Raw genomic sequence first — 24,644 nt, forward strand, 5'->3', positions numbered from 1 at the left:
CGTGACGTAGGGCTTGGGTCATCATCGGTGCATGCCTGCACTGCATCCGTTCAGCCCGTGACTACGCCGACAACTCCGCGAGCGATCGTGGCCGCGCGCTTGCGCCAAGCCAGGATCCTTCGAGGCTTTAGCCAGCGCGAAGTGGGGGTCAGGATGGGCCTGGACAAAGACACCGCATCGGCTCGCATCAGTCGCTACGAGAGCGAATCGATGACGGTGAGCCTGGAAGCACTGTTCGAGCTGGCGCAAGCACTGGACGTGCCGCCGGCCTACCTGCTAGCGACAACACCAGCAATGGCGGACGCCATTTTGGCGTTGGGCGTTCAAAGCGAGGCCCAGCAGGCCAAGCTTTCTCAAGCCCTTGAAGGTCTGGTCGCGCTCCCACCGGCCAAGCGGAAGCAAGCCATTGAGCGTCTCTTGGCGCATCGCGAATAGGCGATCGCAGTCATCCTGCCGGGAGCAGGCGGCCGAGGCTGGGGCGCCGAGGATGCAGGTCGTCGAAGGACGCCAGCAATCTGCTGGGACCTTGGATTATGCGGCCTGCTGTTCGTGGCCGATGGCTACGACGCCCCGCCCAGGTCTCGCCAGAGTGGGGGAGCCAATACTTGGGAGCGACTTCCTTCTTTTCGGTCGCTGCCGGCGCCTTGACACAGATCGGGCTACTGGCCCCCGCGGCCGTCACGAGCTCCGCTTTCTGCTTAGCGCTGAAGTGCTGAAGTGCTGACCGTATTGGCCGAGCAAGTTCATGACCTCGGCGAAGGCATCGGCTACCTGTTGCTGGCGGAGTTGGCTATTTTGCTCCTCGAGCTGCCGGAGCTCTTCCTCTAGCTTGGCCTTGGCGGTGGCGGTGGCGGTGGCGGTGGCGGTGGCGGTGGCGATCGAGTCTAGGGTGGGTTTGCTCGTTAATTATCGACCTTTTCTCGAAGGAGCACGGTGAGCTTAGTCGGCGAGCCCATAAAGTTGTTCCAGACACAATTGCCGCCTGGTGTTGACAATCCCTCGCTCGATGCTAATAAGAGCCGCCATGCAAGAGCCAAATCATGAAAAACAAAAAATTTTGGACTAAGGCCTTCCTATCCGCATTAGCTAGGCTTCCCGCTGAGGAAGCAAAGCTAGAGGCAGACAAGGCTACTGAACTTTGTAAAAAGCACTTTGAATTGGCGAGAAGCAAGTCCATTTCCAGCAAGGTGGTCCGCTGGAAAGATCAGAAGATCTTCTGACATCACATCTTCAGTCGCTCAATCTCGTCATTGAATTCGGCTCTTATGTCATCCAGGCTGTCGGCAGATGCGAGAACGTAGCTCGTCCCCCTGTCTACCAGCCAAAATGGCTCAAGCAACTGCTTTTTATCCTCGTATGGTTCCAGTGCAAGGAGTTCATCGCATCTGGAAAACCCTTGGCTAGGCGCCGTCCAAACAACCGCGCGGACGATATCCAATTTTTCAGCGTCGAGACTAACCTGACCGATTCGCGTCGCTTGCGACCACTTCTTCCGATCAGGGATAGGAACTAGAGGCTCGCCGTCAGGAATTTTTGCTACCAGCCTGCCAATGCTTCGGAAACCATCAGACATCCATCCGTCTGAAGGAGCGAAGAAGCGGAACTCAGACGCACGTGTGGCCGTAGTGAAATACACAAGCTGCACCAGAATCACTTCTCTGTCTTTTAGGTCGATATCTTGCACTGATCTCACCTCGTTCTCATTTAATGACCAGCTCCTAATGGAGTATGTTGCTGCCAGCTAAGGTGCCTCGCTTCCAAGTTTGACGCCATACAACATGCCAATTGAAGAACTCAACCGGCCAACAAATGCGGTCTTTTCGTTGGCGCAGCCTCCCGCCCCGACGACGCGTCTACGACCGCCTCCTATGCGCAAAGCTACTCTATACGTCTACAGACCCGCTACAATGGCCGGAGACAACACAGGACACATCCTGGTTTGCGATCTGTTGCAGGGTCAAGAGGTTAGGTTCGGGTCTATCCGATCCCCCTCTCTCCGCTGGAACGATTCAGTAAGCGTGAGCAATGACGGCGGGCGGCAAGGCTGATAGCGACGCACTAGCTCAGGCCAGACAGACTCCGCGCATGCAAGAAACTGGCGAAATCGTCGTCGCCAACGTCCTTAGCCTCCTCTTCTGGATCCCCCTCTTCCACGCTCGCCCCTGCACCAAGCAGTGCCTCGGCGACCTGACACTTAACCTCGAAATCGAGCTCCAAGTCACGGGCCAGCCAGACCAATGGAGGCTGATCCTCATCGTCGTTTGTGTAGGTATACGCATCGGGGTCCAGGCCGGTAGCTAAGAGCGCCGTCAACAGTTCGACATCCCCCATCACGCAAGCGTTGTGTAGTTGGGGATACATCAGTGACCGCCCCCGCTCCTGCAGGCCTTCTGGCAGCGCCTTCACCGCGTCCAGCATCTCATCGAAGCGCTCACGGAAGGCCTCACCGGCCCCGTAGAGGTCGTCGAAGCCCATGGCCGCTGCAATGCTCTTGTTCACATCTTTTCCCCCTGAGTTTGTAGGACCATCACCTATCCAAGCAGGTGCTACACGCTGCGACATCCGCTAGAACCAACTGCGCGCTGTCTGTAAAACATGCCCGTAGTCGCCTCCCCCGGGCCCGTCTGCCGCGTCACGACACTTCTTCGTCTCGGGCAAAAGGCCGCACGGACACACGCATCGCATCCCCTAGCGCCCAACGGGCCTCCAGATCATTGGCTCGCTGGGCGGCTTGCGCTTCGCAGAGTTCATGCATTGCCACCTGCAACACCCTTTCGTAAGCGGCGTGGTAGGGCTCACGCGTCTCCCCGTCGACCCAGGGCACCTGCAGGGCCACCTCGATAGTGGCATCCCACACGTCACCCCGTTCAAGCGCACTGCTGAGCACGTCGTCGCTCACCACCAGGACATGCCCAGCCACCCGGCCATCCACCAGCACCCACTCGTGAGACAACCCGGCTATGTCATCGAGCGTGGCCAGCGATGCGATGCGGCCCAACTTCTTCTGCAGCCGGCTTGCGTCGTCCCGCGCCTGCCGCAGGGCCAACTCGATTTCGAGCTCGCGGACCCGTTGGTGGGCTGCGTCCAGTTCGTCGATAAGGCGACGCTCTTTGACGCTGCGCCCCACGCGTGAAGCCTGCCAAGCAACGAGTTCGATGTAAGGGTAACGAACGTGCTCGTTGGCTCCTCCAGCAGCGCGGCCGGCACCTTTGACGAAAGGCGGCCCGGCCGGAGGCGTTCGACGGCGCCACTCCCCCAGCGTGTCGAAGTGCACTCCCAGGTAACGCGCCGCTGCCTTGCTGCTGATGGTCGGAGGCGGGAGGCCCGCGGCGGCTTTGTTCAGCTCAGCATCCAGTGCCGCAGAGCGCTGCTCCAGGTAGTCCTCTTCTTTACGCTGGCATTCCATTGGGTCGCTCCTTACTGGGCGTCGCGTCGGTTTCTTGCTGAGAAAATGGAGACTGGGGCATCGCCGGACTCGTCCAGCCGGGGCTTGTCCGTGCCTTTCAATCGATTCCAAACACGGGGACTCGTGGCCACCATGTGCTCTTCAACCCGGCCCATGGCCTCGCGGAGCTTGGACCACTCCTGCTCGGTGTAGCGCTCCGAGACAGCGGCCATTCGATCCTCGCCTCGCCCCAACGTTCTGTGGTGGAGCAGTTGGGACACGATTCGGCTTTCGCCGAACAGGAGGGCGGCGTAACGGCCGAGCGTCCGGCGCAGGTCGTGGAGGGTCAGACCAATGTCGACCTCTGCCCGCAGATCGAGCAACCCCGCGTCCCGGCGCACGTTTGCCACGATGCTCTTGCTGTCCGAGTAATGCCCCGTCGTGCTTCGGTCCGATCGGGCGGGGAAAACGAACATGGTTTTGGCCAGCGCGCGGCGTGCCCGCTCTGCTTCCTTCTCCAGCCGGTCCAGCAGATCCCGGCGTGCACGCCTGGCTCGAGCTGCGCCCAACACTTCTTCCGCGTCCGCCAAGTCTTGCTTGAGCTTAGTTTCGTCCGCGCGTTCGTCGTAACGCCGCTGCAAAATCTTTTCAGCAAAGTAAGCGACCGGCAGGTAGCGCTCCTCGCCGTTCTTGGTGTCAAACAGGTAGACTTGAGAGCCCGCTCGCCTCGTGTAAGGGTTGACCTCATCCCGCCCGGCCAACCAGACCCAGGACACTTCCGACTGGCGCAGCTCGCCCGGGGAGCACCGGTCAAACCAGCGCAGGGGAGCGGCCTCGCCGCGGCGGGTGCCCCAGAGCAAGGTCAGCAGCAAGTAGTCCGCGCCGGTCGCGTTCAAGCCGCCTTGCTCGTCCCGTCGCGCCAAGATCACCTTGAGGACCGTGGGCAGCGTCTCGTCCCCCAACGGATTGCGCACTTCCGCGCGCTCGTAGTGCCGGCGAAGTGCTTGCGAGTCCCGCAGCATGTCGTCGTCGTGGATGACTTGGAACGGGTTGTAACGCAGCATCGGCTCCCGCTGCTGCTGAGCCGCCGCTTTGCGTTCCCGCTTCAGCACCAGGTCGATCGCTCTCTTGGCGTCCGTAAACGCGTGCTCGGTCGATGCTAGACCCGCCGCTTTGACTCGCTGGATGTACTTCCCGGTCACGCCCAACGCCTCGAGCTGTTGCGTGGAAAGTGCGGCCCAATCCGGCTGATCAGCCAGCGCTTGGCGCATCGGGGTGGGGATCCGGTTGGAGCGCACCATGGACGATCGCCGCAAGCTGTCGAACGCACGGTGGATGTCCTTGTCCAACAGCTGAAGGATCGGCTTGTCCGCCAGCCCGACTTCCGGGCGAGCGAACCGCGCCAAGCTGTCCTGGATCGCCCGGATGCTGGCGGGCTCGGCTTTCTTGTTGCGAACGCGCTTCTGCAGGTCCTCAACGTAGGCCGCAAAGCAGTCCGCCAGCGTGAGCCCCTTCAGCTCCACCAGCTGCTCGGCGCGGGCCTCTTCCTTCGAAGGATGCTCGCCCGTTTCTCGGACCACGGCCAACTTCCGCCGGGCCAGCTCGTAGGCTTGCTCCGGGCCGATGTCGGTGACGCTGCCCAGGGAGAATCGACGAACACCGGCTGGGCCACGGACCACGACTTCGTAGGTGGTGCGGGTGGTGCCCACGTAAAACCCGAACCCCGTCGGAGCACCTTGGTTGCCGTCCAAGACGCGGTAAGGCTTGCCGGCGTCTGCCGACGGGCGTGGGGCAATGACCACCCTGCCCTGCTTGCCTTCGACCGGGCCCTTGGCCACGCTCAGTTCGCAGATTTGGCGGTAGGTCAGCTTAAACTTGGTGCCTCGGCGGCGCGGGGCTTCTGCCTGCGCCGCAACAACCGTATCCATGGTCGATCCGCCGTCTGTCCGTCGCAACATCGATTTGATCCTCTTTGATTGATCAGCGCAACCGCGGCGCAACCAAGAACCCCGTTACTCGCCGTCAGCCGCCGGGATCGACCGCTACAAACCGTAGGAAGTTCTCTTGCAAACCACTGATTCAAAAGCGAAACCGTCTGCGTCGAAGTCCAGCGCAGAGCACACGCCCCTCATGAAGCAGTTCTTCGCAGCCAAGTCCGACTACCCGGACCTGCTGCTGTTCTTCCGCATGGGCGACTTCTACGAGCTGTTCTACGACGACGCGCGCAAGGCCGCGCGGCTGCTCGACATCACCCTGACCCAGCGTGGCAGCTCCGGCGGCGCACCGATCCCGATGGCCGGCGTGCCGGTGCATGCCTACGAAGGCTACCTGGCACGGCTGGTGGCGCTGGGCGAGTCGGTGGCGATCTGCGAGCAGATCGGCGACCCGGCGCTCGCCAAGGGCCTGGTCGAACGCAAGGTGGTGCGCATCGTCACCCCCGGCACGGTCACCGACGAAGCGCTGCTGGACGAGCGCCGCGACACCCTGCTGATGGCGTTGTCGCGCAGCAAGCAGGGCTACGGCCTGGCTTGGGCCGATCTGGCCGGTGGCCGCTTCCTGGTCAACGAAGTGGAGACCGACGACGCCCTGGAAGCCGAGCTGGCACGGCTGGAGCCGGCCGAGCTGCTGGTGCCCGACGAGGAGAACTGGCCGGAGTTCCTGCGCCAGCGCACCGGCGTGCGCCGCCGTGCGCCTTGGCTGTTCGACGCGGACAGCGGCCGCCGCCAGCTGCTGAACTTCTTCAAGCTGCACGATCTGAGCGGCTTCGGTATCGATGACAAGCCCCGTGCCACCGCCGCCGCCGGCGCCCTGCTCGGCTATGTCGAGGAAACCCAGAAGCAGCGCCTGCCGCACCTGACTTCGATCGCGATGGAAACCGCCGGCGAGGCGATCGCGATGAACGCCGCCACCCGCCGCCACCTGGAATTGGACACGCGTGTCGACGGTGATACCCGCAATACTCTGCTGGGCGTGCTCGACAGCACGGTGACACCCATGGGTGGGCGCCTGCTGCGCCGCTGGCTGCACCGCCCGCTGCGCCTGCGCGAGGTGCTGGTGCAGCGCCACCACGCGGTGGAAACCCTGATCGATCGCGGTGCGGACGCCGACATCCGCGAGCAGTTCCGCCGCCTCGGCGATCTGGAACGCATCCTCACCCGCGTCGCGCTGCGCTCGGCGCGTCCGCGCGATTTCTCAACCCTGCGTGACGGCCTGGGCCTGCTGCCGGCGGTGCGCGAAGTGCTGGCCCCGCTGGACTCGCCGCGCCTGCAGGCCCTGCATGCGGCGCTGGGCGAACACGACGCGTGCGCGCAGCTGCTGGCCAGCGCCATCGCCGAGATGCCGCCGCTGAAGCTGAGCGACGGCGGCGTGCTGGCCGATGGCTTCGATGAAGAGCTGGACGAGCTGCGCCGGCTGTCCACCCATGCCGACCAGTTCCTGGTCGACCTGGAACTGCGCGAGCGCGAGAGCAGCGGTATTCCCACCCTGAAGGTGGGCTACAACCGCGTTCACGGCTACTACATCGAAATCAGCAAGGGCCAGTCCGATCGTGCGCCGGTGCACTACACCCGCCGCCAGACGCTGACCAATGCCGAGCGCTACATCACCGAAGAACTGAAGGCATTCGAGGACAAGGTGCTGTCCGCGCGCGACCGTTCGCTGTCGCGCGAGAAGTACCTGTACGAGCAGCTGCTGGACACCCTTGGCGACCAGCTGGAACCGCTGAAGCAGTGTGCCGCTGCGCTGAGCGAACTGGACGTGCTGGCCGCCTTCGCCGAACGCGCGCAGGCGCTGGACTGGGCGCGCCCGGAGCTGCAGGCCGAGCCGTGCCTGAAGATCGAACGCGGCCGCCATCCAGTGGTCGAAGCGGTACGCGAACAGCCGTTCGAACCCAATGACCTGGACCTGCATCCGGACCGTCGCATGCTGGTCATCACCGGCCCGAACATGGGCGGTAAATCGACCTACATGCGGCAGAACGCGCTGATCGTGCTGCTGGCCCACATCGGCAGCTTCGTGCCGGCCAGCCGGGCGGTGATCGGCCCGATCGACCGCATCCTGACCCGCATCGGCGCCGGCGACGACCTCGCCCGCGGGCAGTCAACCTTCATGGTCGAGATGGCCGAGACCAGCTACATCCTGCACCACGCCACCGCCCATTCGCTGGTGCTGATGGACGAGATCGGCCGTGGCACCTCCACCTACGATGGCCTGGCGCTGGCCGACGCGGTGGCCCGCCACCTGGCCTACCAGAACCGCTGCTACACGCTGTTCGCCACCCACTACTTCGAGCTGACCGCGCTGGCCGACGAACAGCACGAGGGCGGCCGCAGCGGCATCGCCAACGTGCACCTGGACGCGGTCGAGCACGGCGAAGCGCTGGTGTTCATGCACGCAGTGAAGGACGGCCCGGCCAACCGCAGCTTTGGCCTGCAGGTGGCCGCACTGGCCGGCCTGCCGCGCGCCACTGTGGCGCAGGCACGGCGTCGCCTGGCCGAGCTGGAACAGCGCGGCGCTGAAAGCCACGCCGCCGAGCTGGCGCCGCAGGCGCTGGATGCCCCGCAGCAGTTCGGGCTGTTCGCGGCACCGTCCAGCAAGGCGCAGGAAGCGCTGGCGGCGATCGATCCGGACGAACTGACGCCGAAGCAGGCGCTGGAAGCGCTGTACCGGCTGAAAACGCTGCTGTAACCGCAGAGCGGACCCGTGGCTTCCCGTCGCCATGCGGGAGGCCCATCGAAAGGTCCCGCAAATCTTATTCCACGTTTCAATTGACAGAAACTATCAACCTGAATGGATCATTCGATTATTCATTTCATCTGGCCATAGCTAAAGTCGAGTGAAGATGTTCCACCCCGTCTTCACCCGCAGGAGCCAGCCATGAGCCAGTCCGATAACAACAGCCCCAAGTGCCCGTATCACACCGCGCCGTCGCCTGCGGAAGGCGCCCAGCAGCAGCGTGAACTGAGCACCACGCCCAAGCAGAAGCACGGCGATGATCCGGTCACGCCGATGACCACGGCCTTCGGCGCACCGGTGGTGGACAACCAGAACAGCAAGACCGCCGGCCCACGTGGCCCGCTGCTGATGGAAGACGTCTGGCTGCTGGAGAAGCTGGCCAACCTCAACCGCGAGATCATTCCCGAGCGCCGCATGCACGCCAAGGGCTCGGGCGCGTTCGGTACTTTCACCGTCACCCACGACATCAGCAAGTACACCCGTGCCAAGCTGTTCGAGAAGGTCGGCAAGCAGACCGAGATGTTCGCGCGCTTCACCACGGTGGCCGGCGAGCGTGGCGCCGCCGACGCCGAGCGTGACATCCGCGGCTTCGCGCTGAAGTTCTACACCGAAGAAGGCAACTGGGACCTGGTCGGCAACAACACGCCGGTGTTCTTCCTGCGCGACCCGCGCAAGTTCGCCGACCTCAACAAGGCCGTGAAACGCGACCCGCATACCAACCTGCGCAGCGCGCGCAACAACTGGGATTTCTGGACGCTACTGCCCGAAGCCCTGCTGCAGGTGACCGTGGTGATGAGCGACCGCGGCATCCCGCGCAGCTTCCGCCACATGCACGGCTTCGGCTCGCACACCTACAGCTTCACCAACGCCGACAGCGAGCGCTTCTGGGTGAAGTTCCACTTCGTCAGCCAGCAGGGCATCGAATCGCTGACCGACGCGCAGGCGCAGATCCTGGTCGGCCATGACCGCGAAAGCCACGGCCGCGACCTGTTCGCCGCAATCGAGAAGGGCGACTTCCCGAAGTGGAAGCTGTTCATCCAGGTCATGCCCGAGCTGGAGGCGGAAACCTACCGCATCCATCCGTTCGACCTGACCAAGGTGTGGCCGAAGAGCGACTACCCGCTGATCGAAGTCGGCCAGTTCGAACTGAACCGCAACCCGGTCAACTGGTACCAGGACGTGGAGCAGTCTGCGTTCGCACCGAGCAACCTGGTGCCGGGCATCGGCCCGTCGCCGGACAAGATGCTGCAGGCACGCCTGTTCGCCTATTCCGATGCGCAGCGCTACCGCCTGGGCGTGAACCACCACCAGATTCCGGTGAACGCCGCACGCTGCCCGGTGCACAGCAACCACCGCGACGGTGCGATGCGCGTGGACGGCAACTACGGCGGCCTGCCGCACTACGAGCCGAACAGCTACGGCCAGTGGCAGGAACAGCCGCAGTACCGCGAGCCGCCGATGAAGATCCGCGGTGACGCCGACTTCTGGAATTTCCGTGAGGACGACGCCGACTACTTCAGCCAGCCCGGGGCCCTGTTCCGCAGCTACAACCAGGCACAGAAGGACCGCCTGTTCGCCAACACCGCCCGCGCCCTGGGCGATGCGCCGGACTTCATCAAGCAGCGCCACATCGACAACTGCAGCAAGGCCGACCCGGCCTATGGCGCTGGCGTTGCCGCAGCGCTGAAGGCGCTGGCCAGCCAGCCGTCGGATCCGTTCAAGCCGGCGCAGCCGGAAGCGGACTTCCCCACCGCGACCCCGGGCGCCGAAGACATCGAGCTCTGATCGCCCTGCCCCGTGAACAGCACGCCGCCTCCCCGTGAGGCGGCGTCGCCGTTTTAACGGTCCGCGTCGTACCTTCTGCACGCCCCACCCCAATCAAGGATTCCGCAGATGAGCCTCACCGACGAACTTCTCGCCAAACTGCAGGGCGCCCCGCTGCAGCAGGTGTCGCAGCAGCTCGGCATCAGCGACACCCAGGCTTCCGGTGCGATCAGTGCCGCGCTGCCGGTGCTGATGGGCGCGCTGGGCAACAACGCCTCGCAGCCGCAGGGCGCGCAGGCGCTGCTCGGCGCGCTGCAGAACAACCACAGTGGGCTGGACCTGGGCAGCGTGCTCGGTTCGGTACTGGGCGGCGGTGGCGGTGGTGCCGCCAGCGATGGCGCCGGCATCCTCGGCCACATCTTCGGCGGCAACCAGCAGAAGGTGGAAACGGGCCTGGCCCAGGCCACCCAGCTCGACAGTGGCCGCACCAGCCAGCTGCTGCAGATCCTCGCACCGATCGTGATGGCTTTCCTCGCCCAGCGCCTCGGTGGCGGCCAGGCCGATGCCGGCTCGCTCAGCCAGGCACTCGGCCAGGAAAAGCAGCAGGTGCAGCAGCAGGGCGGTCTTGCCGGCGGCCTGCTCGGCAGCCTGCTGGACCAGGATGGTGACGGCCAGCTCGGCGTGGGCGATCTGCTGAAGATCGGCGGCAGCCTGCTGGGCGGCAAGCGCTGAGCCAAGGGGGCGCCGGATCCGGTCTGGCGCCCTGCTGCTTACAACGCGTCGATATCGCCGAGCGCGCGGATCAACCGCCGTGCGCGCTTGTCCGGCTTGTGCTCCGGCGGCTGGAAACCATCGCGCGCCGCGATGCGCAACGCGCGCTGTTCGGCACGGCGCGCCTTGGAGGCCTCACTCTCGGCATACAACTGCTGCACCGTCGGCGCCGGCCCGCGCTGGTCGCTCAGGCCCAGCACCTGGATCTCGAAATGCTCCTCGCCGCGGTCGACCTGCAGCTGCTCACCGACGCGCACTGCGCGTGAGGATTTCGGGCGCTGCCCGGCGACGCTGACCTTGCCGGTTTCGATGGCCTGCTTGGCCAGGCTGCGGGTCTTGAAGAAACGGGCCGCCCACAGCCAGATGTCCAGGCGGACACTGGGCGACAGCGGGGAAAGCTCGGTCATCGGCAGGGACTACTCCGTTCGCTTGTTCAGGGGACGCGGGTTGTCGGGGTCGGTGCGGCAGCCACTGCCCCCGATCAGGGTGGGAACGCCGGCGGAAAGATCCTGGCGCTGGCTGCCGACCAGGCACTCGGGGCGGTCGGTTGGCCGCACCTGGGTATCGCCCAGCCGGTCACCTGTCGAACATGCGGCCAGCGCGGCGCCGATCAAGGCCAGCGCCAGCCTTCGCTTCACCTGCAGTCGTTGACGCATTGCCACATCCCGCAAACCGGCTTGGTGCTAGTGTGCGCCTCCCGGGATTCGATCACCACTCCATGGCCAAGGCGCCGCTTGACCTGACCTCCGGCCCGATCGGCCGCAATCTCCTGTTGTTTTCCCTGCCGATCCTGGCCGGCAACATCGCGCAGTCGCTGAACGGTTCGGTGAATGCGGTCTGGGTCGGGCGCTTCCTCGGCGAGGCGGCACTGACCGCCACCGCGAACGCCAACAACATCATGTTCTTCCTGATCGGCTCGGTGTTCGGCTTCGGCATGGCCTCGACCATCCTGATCGGCCAGGCGATCGGCGCGCGCGACATCCCGCAGGCGCGGCGCGTGGTGGGTACCAGCGCCACCTTCTTCATCGGCCTGTCGGTGATCATCGCCATCGCCGGCTGGTTCATGGCCCATCCGCTGCTGGCGGCGATGGGCACGCCGGCCGCCTCGCTGCCATTGGCCGAGGCCTACCTGCAGATCATCTTCCTGGCGATGCCGACGCTGTATGCGTTCGCCTTCCTCACCGCCGCGCTGCGCGGTGCCGGTGACTCGCGCACGCCGTTCCGTTTCCTGATGGTGTCGGTGGCACTGGACATCGTGCTGAACCCGGTGCTGATCTTCGGCATGGGGCCGTTCCCCGCGCTGGGCATCGCCGGCTCGGCCTGGGCCACGCTCGTCGCGCAGACGCTGTCGCTGGCCGGCCTGCTGCTGTACATGCGGCACAAGCGCCACACGTTGTGGCTGGGCCGCGCCGACATGCGCCTGTTCAAGCTCGACCTGACCATCCTGAAGGCGCTGGTGGTCAAGGGCGTGCCGATGGGTCTGCAGATGGTGCTGATCTCGCTGTCGGTGATCCTGCTGATGACCATGGTCAACCAGTACGGCACCGACACCGCCGCCGGTTACGGCGCTTCCCTGCAGTTGTGGAACTACCTGCAGATGCCAGCGATGGCGATCGGTGCGGCGTGCTCTTCGATGGCGGCGCAGAACGTCGGCGCGCAGCGCTGGGACCGCGTACGCGGCACCGCACGCCAGGGCGTGCTGTTCAATTTCCTGCTGACCGGCGCGCTGATCCTGCCGCTGGTGCTGTTCGATCGCCAGCTGCTGGCCCTGTTCCTGCCGCCGGCCAGCCAGGCGCTGGACATTGCCCGTCACCTCAACCACGTGGTGATCGGCTCGTTCCTGTTCTTCGGCGTCAGCTTCGTGATCTCCGGCGTGGTGCGCTCCACCGGTGCGGTGATCCCGCCGCTGCTGATCCTGGCGGGTTCGCTGTGGGGCGTTCGCGTGCCGTTCGCCGAGCTGCTGCAGCCGTATTGGGGCGCCGATGCGATCTGGTGGAGTTTCCCGGTCAGCTCGCTGGTGTCGATGCTGCTGTCGCTGGCGTACTACCGCTGGGGCGGCTGGCGCAAGGCGAAGATGATCAGCAAGCCCTCGCACGCCGAGGAACTGGCCACGCCGTCGGAAATTCCAGCCTGCCCGCCGTCGCCGGTGGCCGACCCGGATGCCGCACCGCTGCGGTAGTGCCGGCCGCTGGCCGGCAACCTCATGGGCCAGTGAACGCCACGGTAGTGCCGGCCGCTGGCCGGCAACCTCACACCTCTCCAGCAGCATCGCGGCACAGCCGGCCAGCGGCCGGCTCTACCGCTTCTTCTTCGCCGCGTTGAACATGGCCGCCGCGCGCATCAACGCCTTGAACGCGGCGGCATCCGGCATCGCGCCTTCATGGATATCGATCGCGCGCCGCGTGTTGCCCTCCAAGCTGGCGTTGAACAGGCCTTTGGGGTCGGCCAGCGTCGCGCCATTGGCAAACGTCAGCTTCACCGCCTGCTTGTAGGTCTCGCCGGTGCACAGGATGCCGTTGTGCTCCCACACCGGTGTACCCCGCCATTTCCAGGTTTCCTGCACGTCGGGCAGCGCCTCATGGATCAACGCACGCACGCGTGCCAGCGCTTCGCCACGCCAGTCGCCCAGTTCGGCGATGCGCGCATCGATCAGTTCGGCGGCCGGGGTTCCGGCATCAGCCGGGTTGGGTGCATGCGTGGCCATCAGCGGCTCTCGTCGGCAAGGAGATCAGAACGGTGGGCTTACATGTGTTCGCCGGGCAATGCCGCGGCCTGGCGCACCCAGTCAAGAAACCGGGCTTCATCCAGTACGCCATCCTGTGCAATGTGCAGGTAGCGCGTATCGGCACTCCTGGACGGCTCCGGCGGCACCGGTTTCAGCGCAGTGCCGCGGAAGAACGCCACCTTGATATAGCGGGTGAAGCAATGGAAGCTGAGGAACCAGCCTTCGCCCGCGGCCACCGCATACATCGGCGAGTTCCACTTCACCGCCTTGTGCACCCCGGGTACGGCCTGTTCGACCAGCGCATCCAGCCGTGCGCCGATCGGCCGCTTCCAGTCCGGCATCGCCGCGATATAGGCCTGTACCGTGGCATCGCCCTCGCCCTTGGCGATCTGCGGATTGCCGCCTGACAACAGTTTGGGCGCAGCGGAAGGTGCGGTTCGCTTGGCAGGCATCGCACGGCACGTCCATCGGGATGACACTGCAGCCTACCGCGGCCTGTGCCGGGCGGTCACGGCGCAGTGCGCCATCGGCTCAGTCCGCCTGCCCCGCGCGGAACTGGCGCCACTCCGGCAATTTGCGGTGACGGCGCAGCGAGCGCATCAGCGCCGCCATCACCATGCCGAACAGCGCTCCGGCCAACAGCCCGGCCACCAGCAGCAGCGCCAGCGGACGCTCACTGCCCTGCCACAGCATCAGCCACATCAGCGCGGTCCAGAACAGCCCGAACAACAGGCCCTGCACCAGCGCATTGGTACCGAAGCCGGCCAGGATCGGCGGTGGCAGTGCGATGCCCACGCGCCACAGCAGGCGATGCAGCAACGGCGCCGACTGCACACGCGCCAGCCCCTTGCCGTCGAGAAAGCGCAACGCCGACTGGATCACGGCGGGATAGCGCGGGTTGATGTCGTTCATCACCTGATCGTGGCCGATGCGATGCCGGAAACGCAAACGGCCACCCGAAGGTGGCCGTCGCGGCAACAACCGAAGTTGTTTATCAGGCCTTTTCGGCCAGACGGGCAGCCTTGGCGGCAGCAGCGGCAGCCAAGTCTTCCTTGATGCGGGCAGCCTTGCCTTCCAGGCCACGCAGGTAGTACAGCTTGCCGGCGCGGACCTTACCACGACGCTTCACTTCGACCGAGTCGATGATGGCGCTGTGGGTCTGGAACACGCGCTCGACGCCGTAGCCGTGCGAGATCTTGCGCACGGTGAACGAGGAGTTCAGGCCGGCGTTCTTGGTGGCGATGACGACGCCTTCGTAGGCCTGCACGCGCTCGCGGCTGCCTTCCTTCACCTTCACGTTGACGACAACGGTGTCGCCCTGGCTGAACTTCGGCAGTTCACGGGTGATCTGGGCGGATTCGAATTCCGCGACGATGGACTTGTTCAGCTTGCTCATGGGTTACACCGATTCTTGTTCGGGTGGGCGTGTCATGTAGACAACGTGGGCTCATGCAGTCACCGGACTGTGCTGCACGTTTGTTGTGGGTACTGCGCGCGCCGGCCTGGGCTGGCGGTAATTGGCCATGATAGCCGATAAAGCCGGCCCTGCGCTAGGGGTCGGCCTTCTGTTTCTGGGCCTGACGGCCCTGTTCCAGCAGCGCGCGGTCGGCCTTGCCCAGCGCCTGTTCATCCAGCAGGTCCGGGCGCCGCTGGGCGGTACGGACCAGCGACTGCTGGCGGCGCCACGCGGCGATGGCCGCATGGTTGCCTGAGCGCAGCACGTCCGGCACGTCGCCCAGAGGGTGCTGGGCCGGCTGGCTGTAGTGCGGGCAGTCGAGCAGGCCCAGATCACCTTCGAAGCTGTCCTGGGCCGCTGATTCAGCGTCATTCAGGGCCCCGTCCTGCAGGCGGGCCACGGCGTCGATGATGACCGCCGCACCCAGCTCGCCACCCGACAACACATAGTCGCCGAGGGAGATTTCCTCGTCGACATTGGCTTCCAGGAAACGCTCGTCGATGCCCTCGTAGCGGCCACAGAGCAGGACCATGCGCGGCAATGCCGCCAGTTCCCGCACCTTGGCCTGGGTCAACGGCGCCCCCTGCGGGCTGAGGTAGATCACCCGCGCCGGGGTCGGATCAGCATCGCGGATCGCCTGCAGGCAGGCCTGCAACGGCTCGATCAGCATCACCATGCCCGGGCCGCCACCGAACGGACGGTCGTCCACCCGGCGGTAGTTGCCTTCGGCGTAATCACGGGGATTCCAGCCATGCAGGCTGAACAACCCCTTCTCCTGTGCGCGCCCGACCACGCCCAGTCCAGCGGACTGGGCGAGGAACTCGGGGAACAGGGTGATGACGTCGAAACGCATGCTCACACTCAGAACTCGGGATCCCAGTCGACCACGACCAGGTTGGCCTCGAAATCGACCGACTTGACGAAGTCCGGCTGCACGAACGGGATCATCCGCTCGCGGTCACCCCGGACCACCACCACGTCGTTGGCGCCGGTGCTGAACAGGTGCGAGACCTGGCCCAGGGCAACGCCCTCGGTGGTCTTCACGTCCAGGCCTTCCAGGTCCACCCAGTAATACTCATCGGGCTTCGGCGGTGGCAGGGCACTGCGGGCCACGTAGATCTCGGTGCCGCGCATCGCTTCGACGGTATCGCGGTCCTCGACGCCGGGGAAACGGGCGACCAGGTGCTTGCCACTGTCGCGGCCACGCACACCTTCAATCGTGGTTTCCACGCCGGACGGGCTGCGCACGATCCACGGCTGGTAACGGAAAATGGCGGAACGTGGCTCGGTCCAGGACTCGAGCTTGATCTCGCCGCGCACACCAAAAGCGCCGACAACCCTGCCCAGCAGGATGCGGCGCTCGATATCTTTCATCTGCTTCAACCAAGAGGGCCACGCCGAAGCGTGGCCCGTCAGGATCAGGCCGCAGCGGCCTGGGACTTGGTCGCTTCCTTGATCAGGTTGCGGACCTTGTCGGTCGGCTGGGCGCCGTTCTTGACCCAATGGTCAACGCGGGCCAGGTCCAGCTCGATGCGCTTCTCGCCGCCCTGGGCGACCGGGTTGTAGAAACCAACGCGCTCGATGTTGCGGCCGTCGCGCGCACTGCGCACGTCGGTGACGATGATGTGGTAGAACGGACGCTTCTTGGCGCCGCCGCGGGTCAGTCGAATCTTGACCATGGTGTTTTTCCTATTGCCCAGTCGCCAGGATGGCGAGGTAAGCGGGCGATTATAGCGGCAGAGCCCGGCCGAGCCAACCCCGGGCTGTATCCATCTTCACGGTAGCGCAGTGCTATGCCTCGCCACTTTCGTTCAGCAAAGTGATCAACCTCCGACCGCCCCTCCAAGAGTCCCGGGGCGATAGCGTCAGAGCGCTCCAGCTACCGGCGCCCGATGCATGTCCAGCACATCTACCTCGTGCCGCTGCAGCAGGTCGTCAAATGCATCGCCGCCAATCCGCTCGACAAGTTGCCGCTCGGATTCGTGGATGGCGATGCACTGCAGCCAGTTGATGGCCACCGGCGGGAACTGCAGCCCCGGGAACCTGGCGTCATTCCAGAAGAAGGGCGGCACCAGATAGACGTGCGGCAGCCGGGTCGACGGGAAGTAGTCCCGCAGGATGTCGGGAATCACGCTACCGGGCTGCACCGCCGCACGATCGCGCATGATCGCGAAAGCCGTCGAGGCGACGACGTTGTCCCAATGCAGCGCGTCCTGTTCTGCGCACGCACACAGCTCGACGCGCGTTTCCAGTTCGTGCCCCTCCGCATGACGTAACACAGAATCCGATAGGCCGATGGACGAGATGGACTTCAGCCCTGCTTCCGGAGAGCTGAACGTCGTGAGGATATCGACCGAACGTAGGCGATGATCATCGTGAAAGGCCTGGACCTTGGGCCGCCCCTCAGCGCCCATGACCTTGATTGCGTGCATCGCTACCGCGCGATGCCGCTCGGTGACCGTACCCATATCTGATTGGAACTCCTGAGTGTTGTTCGCTGCGGACGCATCCGCCGGGCATGGCCCGGCGCTACCGGCTGCAACGCTTCAAGGTAGCGTCCGGCCATGCCCAGCGATCGGCAACCACGCGCCTCGTTCAGGAAAGCCCCTGCCAAGCCACCGCCGCCAGCACCGCCCTGCCCTGTTCAGCCAGCGCCTGCGAGCTTGGCAGGAGATGCCCGTCGATGGCCTCCAGCGCCCACAGGCCGCTGGCGTTGCAGGCAAAAGCGGCCTTCACACTACTCAGTTCAGTCAGCGCCAACGGCCGCGTCAACTGCGCATCGGGCCAATGCCGCTTCAGCAGCGCTTCGGCCGTACCGCGCAGGGCCGGCGCCTGCGGCCAGAGCAGCCGTTCACCATCGTGCACGGCCAGGTTCCAGGTGCTGCCTTCACTCACGTCGCCATCAGCGGTCACGAACAGCACATCGTCGAATCCTTCGGCCATCGCCGCGCGGCGCTCGGCGAACAGGCCAAACGTGCCCACGTGCTTGATCTGCGGCATTTCGCGCTGCCATACCACGCTGCGCACGCGCTTGGGCGCGACCAGGGCCACCGGCGCTGATACTGCCACCAGCACGTCCACCGGCACCGCCGCCAGCGGGTTGCGGAAATCGAACCGGCGCGAGTACACCGTCACCCGCAGCGAGGCATCGGCCAGGCCGGCCTGTTGCAGGGCCTGTGCCATCCAGGTCTGTACCTGCACCGTATCCAGCTCGCTGCCGAACAGTTCACGCGTCGCCTGTGACAGCCGCGCCAGATGCAGGTCCAGTCCCTGCACCGCGTGGTCGCGCACCTGCAGCGAGGTGAAATGGCCGTAGTTGACCAGCGTCGGCAGCAGATCCTCGACCTGTGCCGGCAGGCCGTTGCAGGTCACCGTCATCGCAGCAGCGCCTGCGCCTGGCTCCACATGCCGCGCAGCACGTCGGCGGCCGGCTGTGCCGGCGCCATCCACGCCGACTGCCCGGCCCAGGCCTGCATCGCCGCCAGGCGGTTTTCCTGCGCGGCCTGCTTGCGCATCGGCGCGGTCAGGCCGCGCTGCACCGGATACGGACGTGGCGGCGGGGCGCCTTCTGCGGCAGCGGCGCGCACATAGGCGGTCGCCAGGCCGCGGCCCAGGCGGCCGCTGAAAGCGCGGGTCGGCCAGGTGTCTTCCGGTTCGCTGGCGGCCAGCCCATCGGCCCACGCCGAGGCGATCGCGGCTTCGGGCGTGCGCAGGAACGCGGTGCCGATCTGCACCGCGCTGGCCCCCAGCGTGAGCGCGGCCGCGATACCGCGGCCATCGGCGATACCGCCGGCGGCAATCACCGGGATCTGCAGGTGATCGGCCAGGCGCGGCAGCAGCGCGAACAGGCCGACCAGCTGGCGCTCGGCCATCGCCGGATCGAACGCACCGCGATGGCCGCCCGCTTCCATGCCCTGCGCCACCACCGCATCGGCACCGGCGTCCTGTGCTGCACGCGCTTCGGACAAGGTGGTCGCGCAGGCGATCCAGGCAATGCCGGCATCCTTCAACTGCTGCACGTGGCGCGGCAGCAACACACCCATGATGGTCGAGGCCACCGCCGGGCGTGCGGCCAGCAGTGCGGCGAACTGTTCTTCGAAGTCGGCGGGCGTGGCATCGGCGGCGCTGGCCGGCACGTCCGGGCCCCACTGCGCCAGGAAGGCGCGGCTGGCAGCCTCGGCGGCAACGTCACGGGTCGGCACCGGATCCGGCACCCACAGGTTCACCTGCGCCGGGCCATTGGAAGCGGCGCGGAAGTCATCCATCCAGCGGCCGATATCGGCGGCCGGCGACAGCACCGCGCCCATCGCGCCCATGCTGCCGGCATTGGCCAGCGCAGCCGACAGCGGCACCGGGCAGGCACCGGCCATCGGTGCCAGCAGGATCGGAAGCTGCAATGAAAAACGCCGACAGAAGGTGTCGGCGCGTTCAAGAATCGGCGATGCATTCACGCGACATACCTGTTGGAGAAGTCGCCATCCAGCATACGCCAGTCATTGTGACCGGGCCCGCGTCGCAATGCGCGCCGGCCCCGTCGCTGCATCAACGGAACGGCATGCCGCGGCCGCCCATGGCGCCCATCATGCCCTTCATGCTGCGCAGCATGCCCTTCATGCCGCCGCCGGCCATCTTGCTCATCATCTTTTCCATCTGCATGTACTGCTTCATCAGCTTGTTGACGTCAGCCGGAGTCACGCCCGAGCCCTTGGCGATGCGCGCGCGGCGCGAGCCGTTCAGCAGGTTCGGGTTGCGCCGTTCCTTCTTGGTCATCGAGCTGATGATGGCGATCATGCGCGGCACTTCCTTGCCCTGGCTGACCTGCTGCTTCAGATGGTCGGGGATGTTGCCCAGGCCCGGCAGCTTGTCCATCAGGCCGCCGATGCCGCCCATGTTCTGCATCTGCTCGAGCTGGTCACGCATGTCGTTCAGGTCGAACTTCTTGCCCTTGGCGACCTTCTCGGCCAGCTTGGCCGCCTTGTCCTTGTCGACCTGCTGCTCGACCTGCTCGACCAGCGACAGCACGTCGCCCATGTCGAGGATGCGGCTGGCGATACGGTCCGGGTGGAACACGTCCAGGCCTTCCGGCTTTTCGCTGACACCGACGAACTTGATCGGCTTGCCGGTGATGTAGCGCACGCTCAGTGCGGCACCGCCACGGGCGTCACCGTCGGTCTTGGTCAGCACCACGCCGGTCAGCGGCAGGGCGTCGCCGAAGGCCTTGGCGGTATTGGCCGCGTCCTGGCCGGTCATGGCGTCGACCACGAACAGGGTTTCGGCCGGGTTCACCGCCGCGTGCAGGGCCTTGATCTCGGCCATCATCGCTTCGTCGATGGCCAGGCGACCGGCGGTATCGACCAGCAGCACGTCGACGAACGACTTGCGTGCATCGTCGATGGCGGCGCGGACGATGGCCTCCGGCTTCTGGTCGGCGCTGGACGGGAAAAACAGCACGCCCACCTGCTCGGCCAGGGTCTTCAGCTGCTCGATCGCGGCCGGACGGTAGACGTCGGCCGAGACCACCATCACCTTCTTCTTGCGCTTTTCCTTCAGGTGCTTGGCCAGCTTGCCCACCGTGGTGGTCTTGCCGGCGCCCTGCAGGCCCGCCATCAGGATGATGGCCGGAGCAGGCACATTGAGGTTCAGGTCGCTGGCTTCGGCGCCCATCACCGCGGTCAGCTCGTCGCGCACGACCTTGATCAGCGCCTGGCCCGGGGTCAGCGACTTCAGCACTTCCTGGCCGACCGCGCGCACCTTGATGCGCTCGATCAGGGCCTGCACCACCGGCAGCGCGACGTCGGCTTCGAGCAGCGCGATGCGCACCTCGCGGGTCGCTTCGCGGATGTTCTCCTCGGTCAGGCGGCCACGGCCACGCAGGCGCTCGATGGTGCCGGAAAGGCGCTGGGTCAGGGACTCGAACATGCGGCGCAACCTGTCTGAAAGCGGGGGACAATAAGGCAGACAGTATAACGGGTCCGGCTGTCTGCCCGGGCTGCGACCACGAGGCCGTCGCCACCACCGCAGGGGTGTGCGAAACTGCAACGATGACAATCGTTCTCATCGCCGTCCTGCTCTACCTGGCTGCCAGTGCCCTGCTGGTGCGCGCGCTCGGCCGCGATGAAACCACCGGCTCGCCCACCTGGCTGTGGCCGGCCCTGCCGGCGATGCTGCTGCATGGCAGCTACCACGTGATGGTGGCGATGCGCACCAACGGCGGGCCGGACATGCACTTTTTCGCCGCGCTGTCGCTGGTCGGCCTGGGCATGGCCTGGCTGACCTCGCTGGTCGGCGCACGCGGGCGGATGTCGGCGCTGGGCGTGGTGGTGTTCCCGCTGGCTGCCGTGCTGCTGCTGGCCTACCACGGCTACGGCCACGAACCGAGCAAAGTGCTGGGCTGGCGCCTGGCCAGCCACGCCTGGCTGGCGCTGCTGGCCTACGCCACGCTGAGCATCGCCGCGCTGCTGGCAATCATGCTGTGGCTGCAGGAACGCGCACTGCGTCGCCGCGAGTTCCGGCCGTGGCTGCGGGCGCTGCCGCCGCTGGCCGACCTGGAATCACTGCTGTTCCGGGTGATCACCGTCGGCTTCGCGCTGCTGACCCTGACCCTGGTCACCGGTGTGCTGTTCGTCGATGACCTGCTGGCACAGAAGCTGGTGCACAAGACTGTGCTGAGCGTGCTGTCGTGGGTCGTGTTCGGCGTGCTGCTGGTCGGCCGCCGCCGCTACGGCTGGCGCGGCATGAAGGCGGTGCACTGGACGCTGGCGGCAATGCTGTTGCTGCTGCTGGCGTTCTTCGGCAGCCAGTTCGTGATCGAACTGGTGTTCGGGCATACGCGATAGAAGCGTGCCGCCCAACGGTCGGCACCCACCCAACATCACCTGGTAGTGCCGGCCGCTGGCCGGCAACTGGACCGCACCCTGCGTGGATGCTGCCGCCGGTCAGGGCACCGGCTGGGCCAGGATCTTCCGCACCGAACGGCCGCTGTTGGTGAGGATGTCATCGACCTGCCAGCAGCCCTGGCCCTGGCGCACCATCGGCAACCGGGTCACGTAGGCCTTTTTCCAGACCAAATAGCGCATTTCTACCTGGCCAGTGGTCGCCGAGGCCTCTTTCCAGCTGTAACGCACGGGGCTGTCGATGTCGCCATCCTGCGCATCCAGCCACGGATCGGAATCGATCGTGCAGATGCCCTCCTCGCGCTGCTGGCAGGCACGCTCATCACGCAGCGCCTTGCCGAAGGCCGCGCTGACCAGCGCGGCCGGCGGATCCAGTAGATCACCGTTGCCGGTCGTCGCCTCGTAGAAGGCGCGGGCCACAGCCGCAGGCTCCCGGCAGGCGGGAGCAGCCTGCACGGTGGGGGCCAGCAGCAGCCCGGCGATCACGAACATCCCTGTCTTTCGCATGTATTTCTCCTTGAGGGAGTGCCGGCCGCTGGCCGGCACTACAGGATATCCCGGCGCTGCCGGCCAGCGGCCGGCACTACCCGATACCCGGCTTACAACCCGTAACGCTCGATCACGTCCAGGTGCGACTGGCGATCCTGGTCGCAGGCTTCGGCCAGGCGCAGCCAGCAATGCGGATGCGGCCACGTCTCGGTCTGCTGCTGGAGGAAGCGGTGCAGCGCCAGCGGTGCATGGTCCTGCGGCTGGGCCACGGTGAACAGCAGGCCGGGCAGCGTACCCTCTTCCACATCGGGGTCGGTGACGGTGTAGTCCGGCCGGCTATGTGACCACACCTTCCAGCCCTGTGCTTCGGCCGCCTCGACGAAGGCATTCCAGGCCTCTTCGCCCGGGTGCGCGCCATCGATCATCCAGCTGCGGGCGTAGCCGCCGCGTTCCAGCACATGCACCTGCGCATAGGTCGGGATGAAATGCTCGCGTGCTTCCTCCTCCTCGGGTGCCGGATGCACCAGCGCGGCATCGAACACCACCCAGTCGCCCACCTGCTGGGCGCGGTTGGACGGCGCGTTCTCGACGATACGCGCGGTCACCGGCCCGCTGCGACGGGCGTAGTACTCCATCGGCTCACCGTTCTCTTCGCTGCGGATGATCACCCAGCCCCACGGCTCTTCGACCACGCCTCCCTGGCTGGACAGCTCCATGCCGATCGCCTTCGCCGAGCGACGCACGGCGTCCCAATCCCGCGCCGCGCTGGCGGCACTCATGTGGTCCCAATGCGCGGCATTCGGCTCTTCCAGCAATTCAACCAGCTGCGCATAGCAGGCCTGTGCTTCGCTGAAGCGGCCGGTTTCCATGTACATGCGCGCCAGCGTGCCGCGCGCGCCGTGCGAGCCGGGAGACAGCTCCAGCAGGGATCGGGCCGCCTGCTCCAGCGCCGGCCAGTCGGACACGCGGCGGGCACGCTGCACCTCGCACCAGTGCGCGAACACCGGCACGCTGCCACGGTAGAGATCGGCCAGCTGGCGCAGGCCATCGTCGTCGCCCTGCTCGGCCAGCCAGCGCATCAGCGTGTAGGCCGCGGGACCATCGTGCTGCGCATGGCCGCGTACGAACCGCCACAGCAGCGCGCGCGCCTCGGGCTGCGCGCCGCAGGCATTGAGTGCGCTGGCCGCCATCTCGGCCAGCGCCTCGTCATCGGGCAACTCGGCATGCGCCTGCAGCAACCACTGCGCTTCGCGCTCGGGATCGCGCGACTGGTTCTGTTCGCCCTGCGCGTCCAGCCATGCCAGCAGCTCGCCCGCCGGCGCCGGCAGCGGTGCGACATCCGGCAACGCGTCGATGCGCGCGGCCAGGCCGGCCACCAGCGCCGCAGCACCACGATCCTGGCGCAGCTGCGCCAGATGGGTGCGGGCCAGTTCCAGCTGCCGCAGTGCCACCCAGCGCGAGCCACGCTGCAGTGCCAGCTCCAGGCTCAGCGCTGCCACTTCGATCAGCAGGCGATGCGATCCGATCCGGGCAAAGTGCTCGATGATCGTGTTGAATCGCGTGCCCAGATCCCAGGTGTTGCGCGCAGGATCCCGCTGGCAGAGCGCGGCGGCGGTGTTGGCCCACAGGCGCCAGTAGTTCGGAGTCAGCTCGCTCCACGGCACCAGCTGCTGCAGCGCCTCTTCGTCGCGGCCCAGCTGGGCCAGCGCCCAGGCCTTGGACAGGCGGCGCGGCACCGTGCAGTTGGCCGGTTCGTACTCTCCGGACGCAGCAACTTCGGCCTCCCGCTTTTCGATCAGCGCCAGTGCCTCATCGGCACGGCCCATTCCCAGCAGGATCTTGATCTGCATCTCCGGGAAGCTGTCGAACACTTCCTTGCCACAGGCCTCCACGGCATCGGCCTGCGCCTGCAGGTAATCCAGCGCCGCCTGGCCACGACCATCATCGAGCAGCGCATCGGCCTTCTCGCAGCTCAGGCACTGGAAACAGGCCCAGCTCGGGTCGATGCGACCCAGTGTTTCATCGCAGACCTCGATGCGCTCGGGCACCCAGCCCGGGCCATCGATGTTGCCATAGCAGGCAGCCAGATCCTGGGTCACGCAGATCGACTGCGGGCATTCCAGCGTGTCCTCACGGTGCGCACGTTCGAACAGCGCCACCGCTTCGCCCAGCGCGCTCTCGCCTTCGACGCGGTTGCCGACGCGGTTGCGCAGCGCCCAGTGGCCGACATAGACGTCGACCCACGGGTTGTCCAGCGCCTTGCCCAGCGCACGCGCTTCGGGCAGCAATGCATCGACGCGGTCGATCTGCAGTTCACTCACCTCGTCGGCGAGACGGTTCAGCAGGTGCGCGTTCTGCGCCTGGCCGGCCTGGCGCAGGTCACCCTGCAGTTTTTCGACCCAGTTCCAGATGTCCATGGGGTAAGTG

Annotated in this window: 26 protein-coding genes; 7 read left to right on the forward strand and 19 right to left on the reverse strand. The window is 66.0% G+C overall.

What is annotated here, in order from left to right:
* Positions 1 to 99 precede the first annotated feature (99 nt).
* Together JLDANKMP_RS02660 and JLDANKMP_RS02670 are read left to right on the forward strand one after the other, a co-directional pair.
* Positions 100 to 435 (forward strand): helix-turn-helix transcriptional regulator, encoded by a 336-nt coding sequence (locus JLDANKMP_RS02660; RefSeq protein WP_249336803.1) that lies wholly within the window; start codon positions 100 to 102, stop codon positions 433 to 435.
* A 605-nt stretch (positions 436 to 1,040) separates the two neighbouring features.
* Positions 1,041 to 1,220, forward strand: coding sequence for a hypothetical protein (locus tag JLDANKMP_RS02670; RefSeq protein ID WP_143566637.1), 180 nt, complete (start codon positions 1,041 to 1,043; stop codon positions 1,218 to 1,220).
* Between the two features lie 2 nt (positions 1,221 to 1,222).
* Here JLDANKMP_RS02670 and JLDANKMP_RS02675 read toward each other — a convergent pair whose 3' ends face one another.
* The 4 genes from JLDANKMP_RS02675 to JLDANKMP_RS02690 form a co-directional block, all read right to left on the reverse strand.
* A complete protein-coding gene (locus JLDANKMP_RS02675; protein WP_212560467.1) occupies positions 1,223 to 1,684 on the reverse strand; it encodes a hypothetical protein in 462 nt (153 codons plus the stop codon).
* Between the two features lie 374 nt (positions 1,685 to 2,058).
* Entirely contained in the window at positions 2,059 to 2,499 is a 441-nt protein-coding gene (locus JLDANKMP_RS02680; RefSeq protein WP_212560468.1) for a hypothetical protein, read from the reverse strand.
* Positions 2,500 to 2,632: 133 nt separating this feature from the next.
* Complete coding sequence (locus JLDANKMP_RS02685) at positions 2,633 to 3,406, reverse strand: nucleotide-binding protein (RefSeq protein ID WP_212560469.1); 774 nt, start codon at positions 3,404 to 3,406, stop codon at positions 2,633 to 2,635.
* A gap of 11 nt (positions 3,407 to 3,417) precedes the next feature.
* Positions 3,418 to 5,313, reverse strand: coding sequence for an integrase (locus tag JLDANKMP_RS02690; protein WP_249336777.1), 1,896 nt, complete (start codon positions 5,311 to 5,313; stop codon positions 3,418 to 3,420).
* A 202-nt stretch (positions 5,314 to 5,515) separates the two neighbouring features.
* Here JLDANKMP_RS02690 and mutS point away from each other — a divergent pair, with 202 nt between their 5' ends.
* The 3 genes from mutS (at position 5,516) to JLDANKMP_RS02705 (ending at position 10,615) form a co-directional block, all read left to right on the forward strand.
* Positions 5,516 to 8,071: a DNA mismatch repair protein MutS gene (mutS, locus tag JLDANKMP_RS02695; RefSeq protein WP_005408607.1), complete on the forward strand. Its 2,556-nt coding sequence runs from the start codon at positions 5,516 to 5,518 to the stop codon at positions 8,069 to 8,071.
* A 321-nt stretch (positions 8,072 to 8,392) separates the two neighbouring features.
* On the forward strand, positions 8,393 to 9,904 hold the full coding sequence (locus JLDANKMP_RS02700) for a catalase (RefSeq protein ID WP_012479536.1): 1,512 nt from the start codon (positions 8,393 to 8,395) through the stop codon (positions 9,902 to 9,904).
* Between the two features lie 108 nt (positions 9,905 to 10,012).
* A complete protein-coding gene (locus JLDANKMP_RS02705; RefSeq protein WP_005408604.1) occupies positions 10,013 to 10,615 on the forward strand; it encodes a DUF937 domain-containing protein in 603 nt (200 codons plus the stop codon).
* A 38-nt stretch (positions 10,616 to 10,653) separates the two neighbouring features.
* On the opposite strand, the gene JLDANKMP_RS02710 is transcribed toward JLDANKMP_RS02705, so the two are convergent.
* Both JLDANKMP_RS02710 and JLDANKMP_RS02715 read right to left on the reverse strand, forming a co-directional pair.
* The gene (locus JLDANKMP_RS02710) at positions 10,654 to 11,061 is read right to left on the reverse strand and encodes an RNA-binding S4 domain-containing protein (RefSeq protein ID WP_111687015.1); all 408 of its coding nucleotides are present in this window, start codon (positions 11,059 to 11,061) and stop codon (positions 10,654 to 10,656) included.
* Between the two features lie 9 nt (positions 11,062 to 11,070).
* Positions 11,071 to 11,310 (reverse strand): hypothetical protein, encoded by a 240-nt coding sequence (locus tag JLDANKMP_RS02715; protein ID WP_005408602.1) that lies wholly within the window; start codon positions 11,308 to 11,310, stop codon positions 11,071 to 11,073.
* A 62-nt stretch (positions 11,311 to 11,372) separates the two neighbouring features.
* Here JLDANKMP_RS02715 and JLDANKMP_RS02720 point away from each other — a divergent pair, with 62 nt between their 5' ends.
* Complete coding sequence (locus tag JLDANKMP_RS02720) at positions 11,373 to 12,833, forward strand: MATE family efflux transporter (RefSeq protein ID WP_212560471.1); 1,461 nt, start codon at positions 11,373 to 11,375, stop codon at positions 12,831 to 12,833.
* A 117-nt stretch (positions 12,834 to 12,950) separates the two neighbouring features.
* On the opposite strand, the gene JLDANKMP_RS02725 is transcribed toward JLDANKMP_RS02720, so the two are convergent.
* The 11 genes from JLDANKMP_RS02725 to ffh all read right to left on the reverse strand — a co-directional run bounded on the left by JLDANKMP_RS02725 (position 12,951) and on the right by ffh (position 20,754).
* Positions 12,951 to 13,358 carry a DUF1801 domain-containing protein gene (locus JLDANKMP_RS02725; protein ID WP_024956745.1) on the reverse strand — a complete coding sequence of 136 codons (408 nt, stop codon included), beginning with the start codon at positions 13,356 to 13,358 and terminating at the stop codon, positions 12,951 to 12,953.
* Between the two features lie 38 nt (positions 13,359 to 13,396).
* The gene (locus JLDANKMP_RS02730) at positions 13,397 to 13,831 is read right to left on the reverse strand and encodes a DUF1801 domain-containing protein (RefSeq protein WP_005408599.1); all 435 of its coding nucleotides are present in this window, start codon (positions 13,829 to 13,831) and stop codon (positions 13,397 to 13,399) included.
* 79 nt (positions 13,832 to 13,910) lie between these two features.
* Positions 13,911 to 14,291 (reverse strand): DUF6404 family protein, encoded by a 381-nt coding sequence (locus tag JLDANKMP_RS02735; RefSeq protein WP_212560472.1) that lies wholly within the window; start codon positions 14,289 to 14,291, stop codon positions 13,911 to 13,913.
* An 82-nt stretch (positions 14,292 to 14,373) separates the two neighbouring features.
* Positions 14,374 to 14,775 carry a 50S ribosomal protein L19 gene (gene rplS / locus JLDANKMP_RS02740; RefSeq protein WP_005408597.1) on the reverse strand — a complete coding sequence of 134 codons (402 nt, stop codon included), beginning with the start codon at positions 14,773 to 14,775 and terminating at the stop codon, positions 14,374 to 14,376.
* A gap of 154 nt (positions 14,776 to 14,929) precedes the next feature.
* The gene (gene trmD, locus JLDANKMP_RS02745) at positions 14,930 to 15,688 is read right to left on the reverse strand and encodes a tRNA (guanosine(37)-N1)-methyltransferase TrmD (protein ID WP_123958335.1); all 759 of its coding nucleotides are present in this window, start codon (positions 15,686 to 15,688) and stop codon (positions 14,930 to 14,932) included.
* An 8-nt stretch (positions 15,689 to 15,696) separates the two neighbouring features.
* On the reverse strand, positions 15,697 to 16,209 hold the full coding sequence (rimM, locus tag JLDANKMP_RS02750; RefSeq protein ID WP_005408595.1) for a ribosome maturation factor RimM: 513 nt from the start codon (positions 16,207 to 16,209) through the stop codon (positions 15,697 to 15,699).
* A gap of 44 nt (positions 16,210 to 16,253) precedes the next feature.
* A complete protein-coding gene (gene rpsP / locus JLDANKMP_RS02755) occupies positions 16,254 to 16,514 on the reverse strand; it encodes a 30S ribosomal protein S16 (RefSeq protein ID WP_005408594.1) in 261 nt (86 codons plus the stop codon).
* 186 nt (positions 16,515 to 16,700) lie between these two features.
* A complete protein-coding gene (locus tag JLDANKMP_RS02760) occupies positions 16,701 to 17,303 on the reverse strand; it encodes a suppressor of fused domain protein (protein WP_212560473.1) in 603 nt (200 codons plus the stop codon).
* A gap of 127 nt (positions 17,304 to 17,430) precedes the next feature.
* A complete protein-coding gene (locus tag JLDANKMP_RS02765; RefSeq protein WP_212560474.1) occupies positions 17,431 to 18,213 on the reverse strand; it encodes an aminotransferase class IV family protein in 783 nt (260 codons plus the stop codon).
* On the reverse strand, positions 18,210 to 19,286 hold the full coding sequence (locus tag JLDANKMP_RS02770; RefSeq protein ID WP_111109002.1) for a nitronate monooxygenase: 1,077 nt from the start codon (positions 19,284 to 19,286) through the stop codon (positions 18,210 to 18,212). Before JLDANKMP_RS02770 ends, JLDANKMP_RS02765 begins: the two co-directional genes overlap by 4 nt.
* 91 nt (positions 19,287 to 19,377) lie before the next feature.
* Entirely contained in the window at positions 19,378 to 20,754 is a 1,377-nt protein-coding gene (ffh, locus tag JLDANKMP_RS02775; protein WP_005408591.1) for a signal recognition particle protein, read from the reverse strand.
* 122 nt (positions 20,755 to 20,876) lie between these two features.
* Between ffh and ccsA the strand changes: the two genes are divergently transcribed.
* Positions 20,877 to 21,671: a cytochrome c biogenesis protein CcsA gene (ccsA, locus tag JLDANKMP_RS02780; RefSeq protein WP_005408590.1), complete on the forward strand. Its 795-nt coding sequence runs from the start codon at positions 20,877 to 20,879 to the stop codon at positions 21,669 to 21,671.
* Between the two features lie 99 nt (positions 21,672 to 21,770).
* Here the strand turns inward: ccsA and JLDANKMP_RS02785 are convergent, their stop codons facing one another.
* Both JLDANKMP_RS02785 and JLDANKMP_RS02790 read right to left on the reverse strand, forming a co-directional pair.
* Positions 21,771 to 22,235, reverse strand: a complete 465-nt coding sequence (locus JLDANKMP_RS02785) for a hypothetical protein (RefSeq protein WP_005412649.1) — start codon at positions 22,233 to 22,235, stop codon at positions 21,771 to 21,773.
* 92 nt (positions 22,236 to 22,327) lie between these two features.
* Positions 22,328 to 24,634 (reverse strand): tetratricopeptide repeat protein, encoded by a 2,307-nt coding sequence (locus tag JLDANKMP_RS02790; protein ID WP_212560475.1) that lies wholly within the window; start codon positions 24,632 to 24,634, stop codon positions 22,328 to 22,330.
* Positions 24,635 to 24,644: the final 10 nt, after the last annotated feature.

The sequence above is a fragment of the Stenotrophomonas sp. PE591 genome, assembly GCF_018320795.1.
Taxonomy (GTDB): Bacteria; Pseudomonadota; Gammaproteobacteria; order Xanthomonadales; family Xanthomonadaceae; genus Stenotrophomonas; species Stenotrophomonas maltophilia.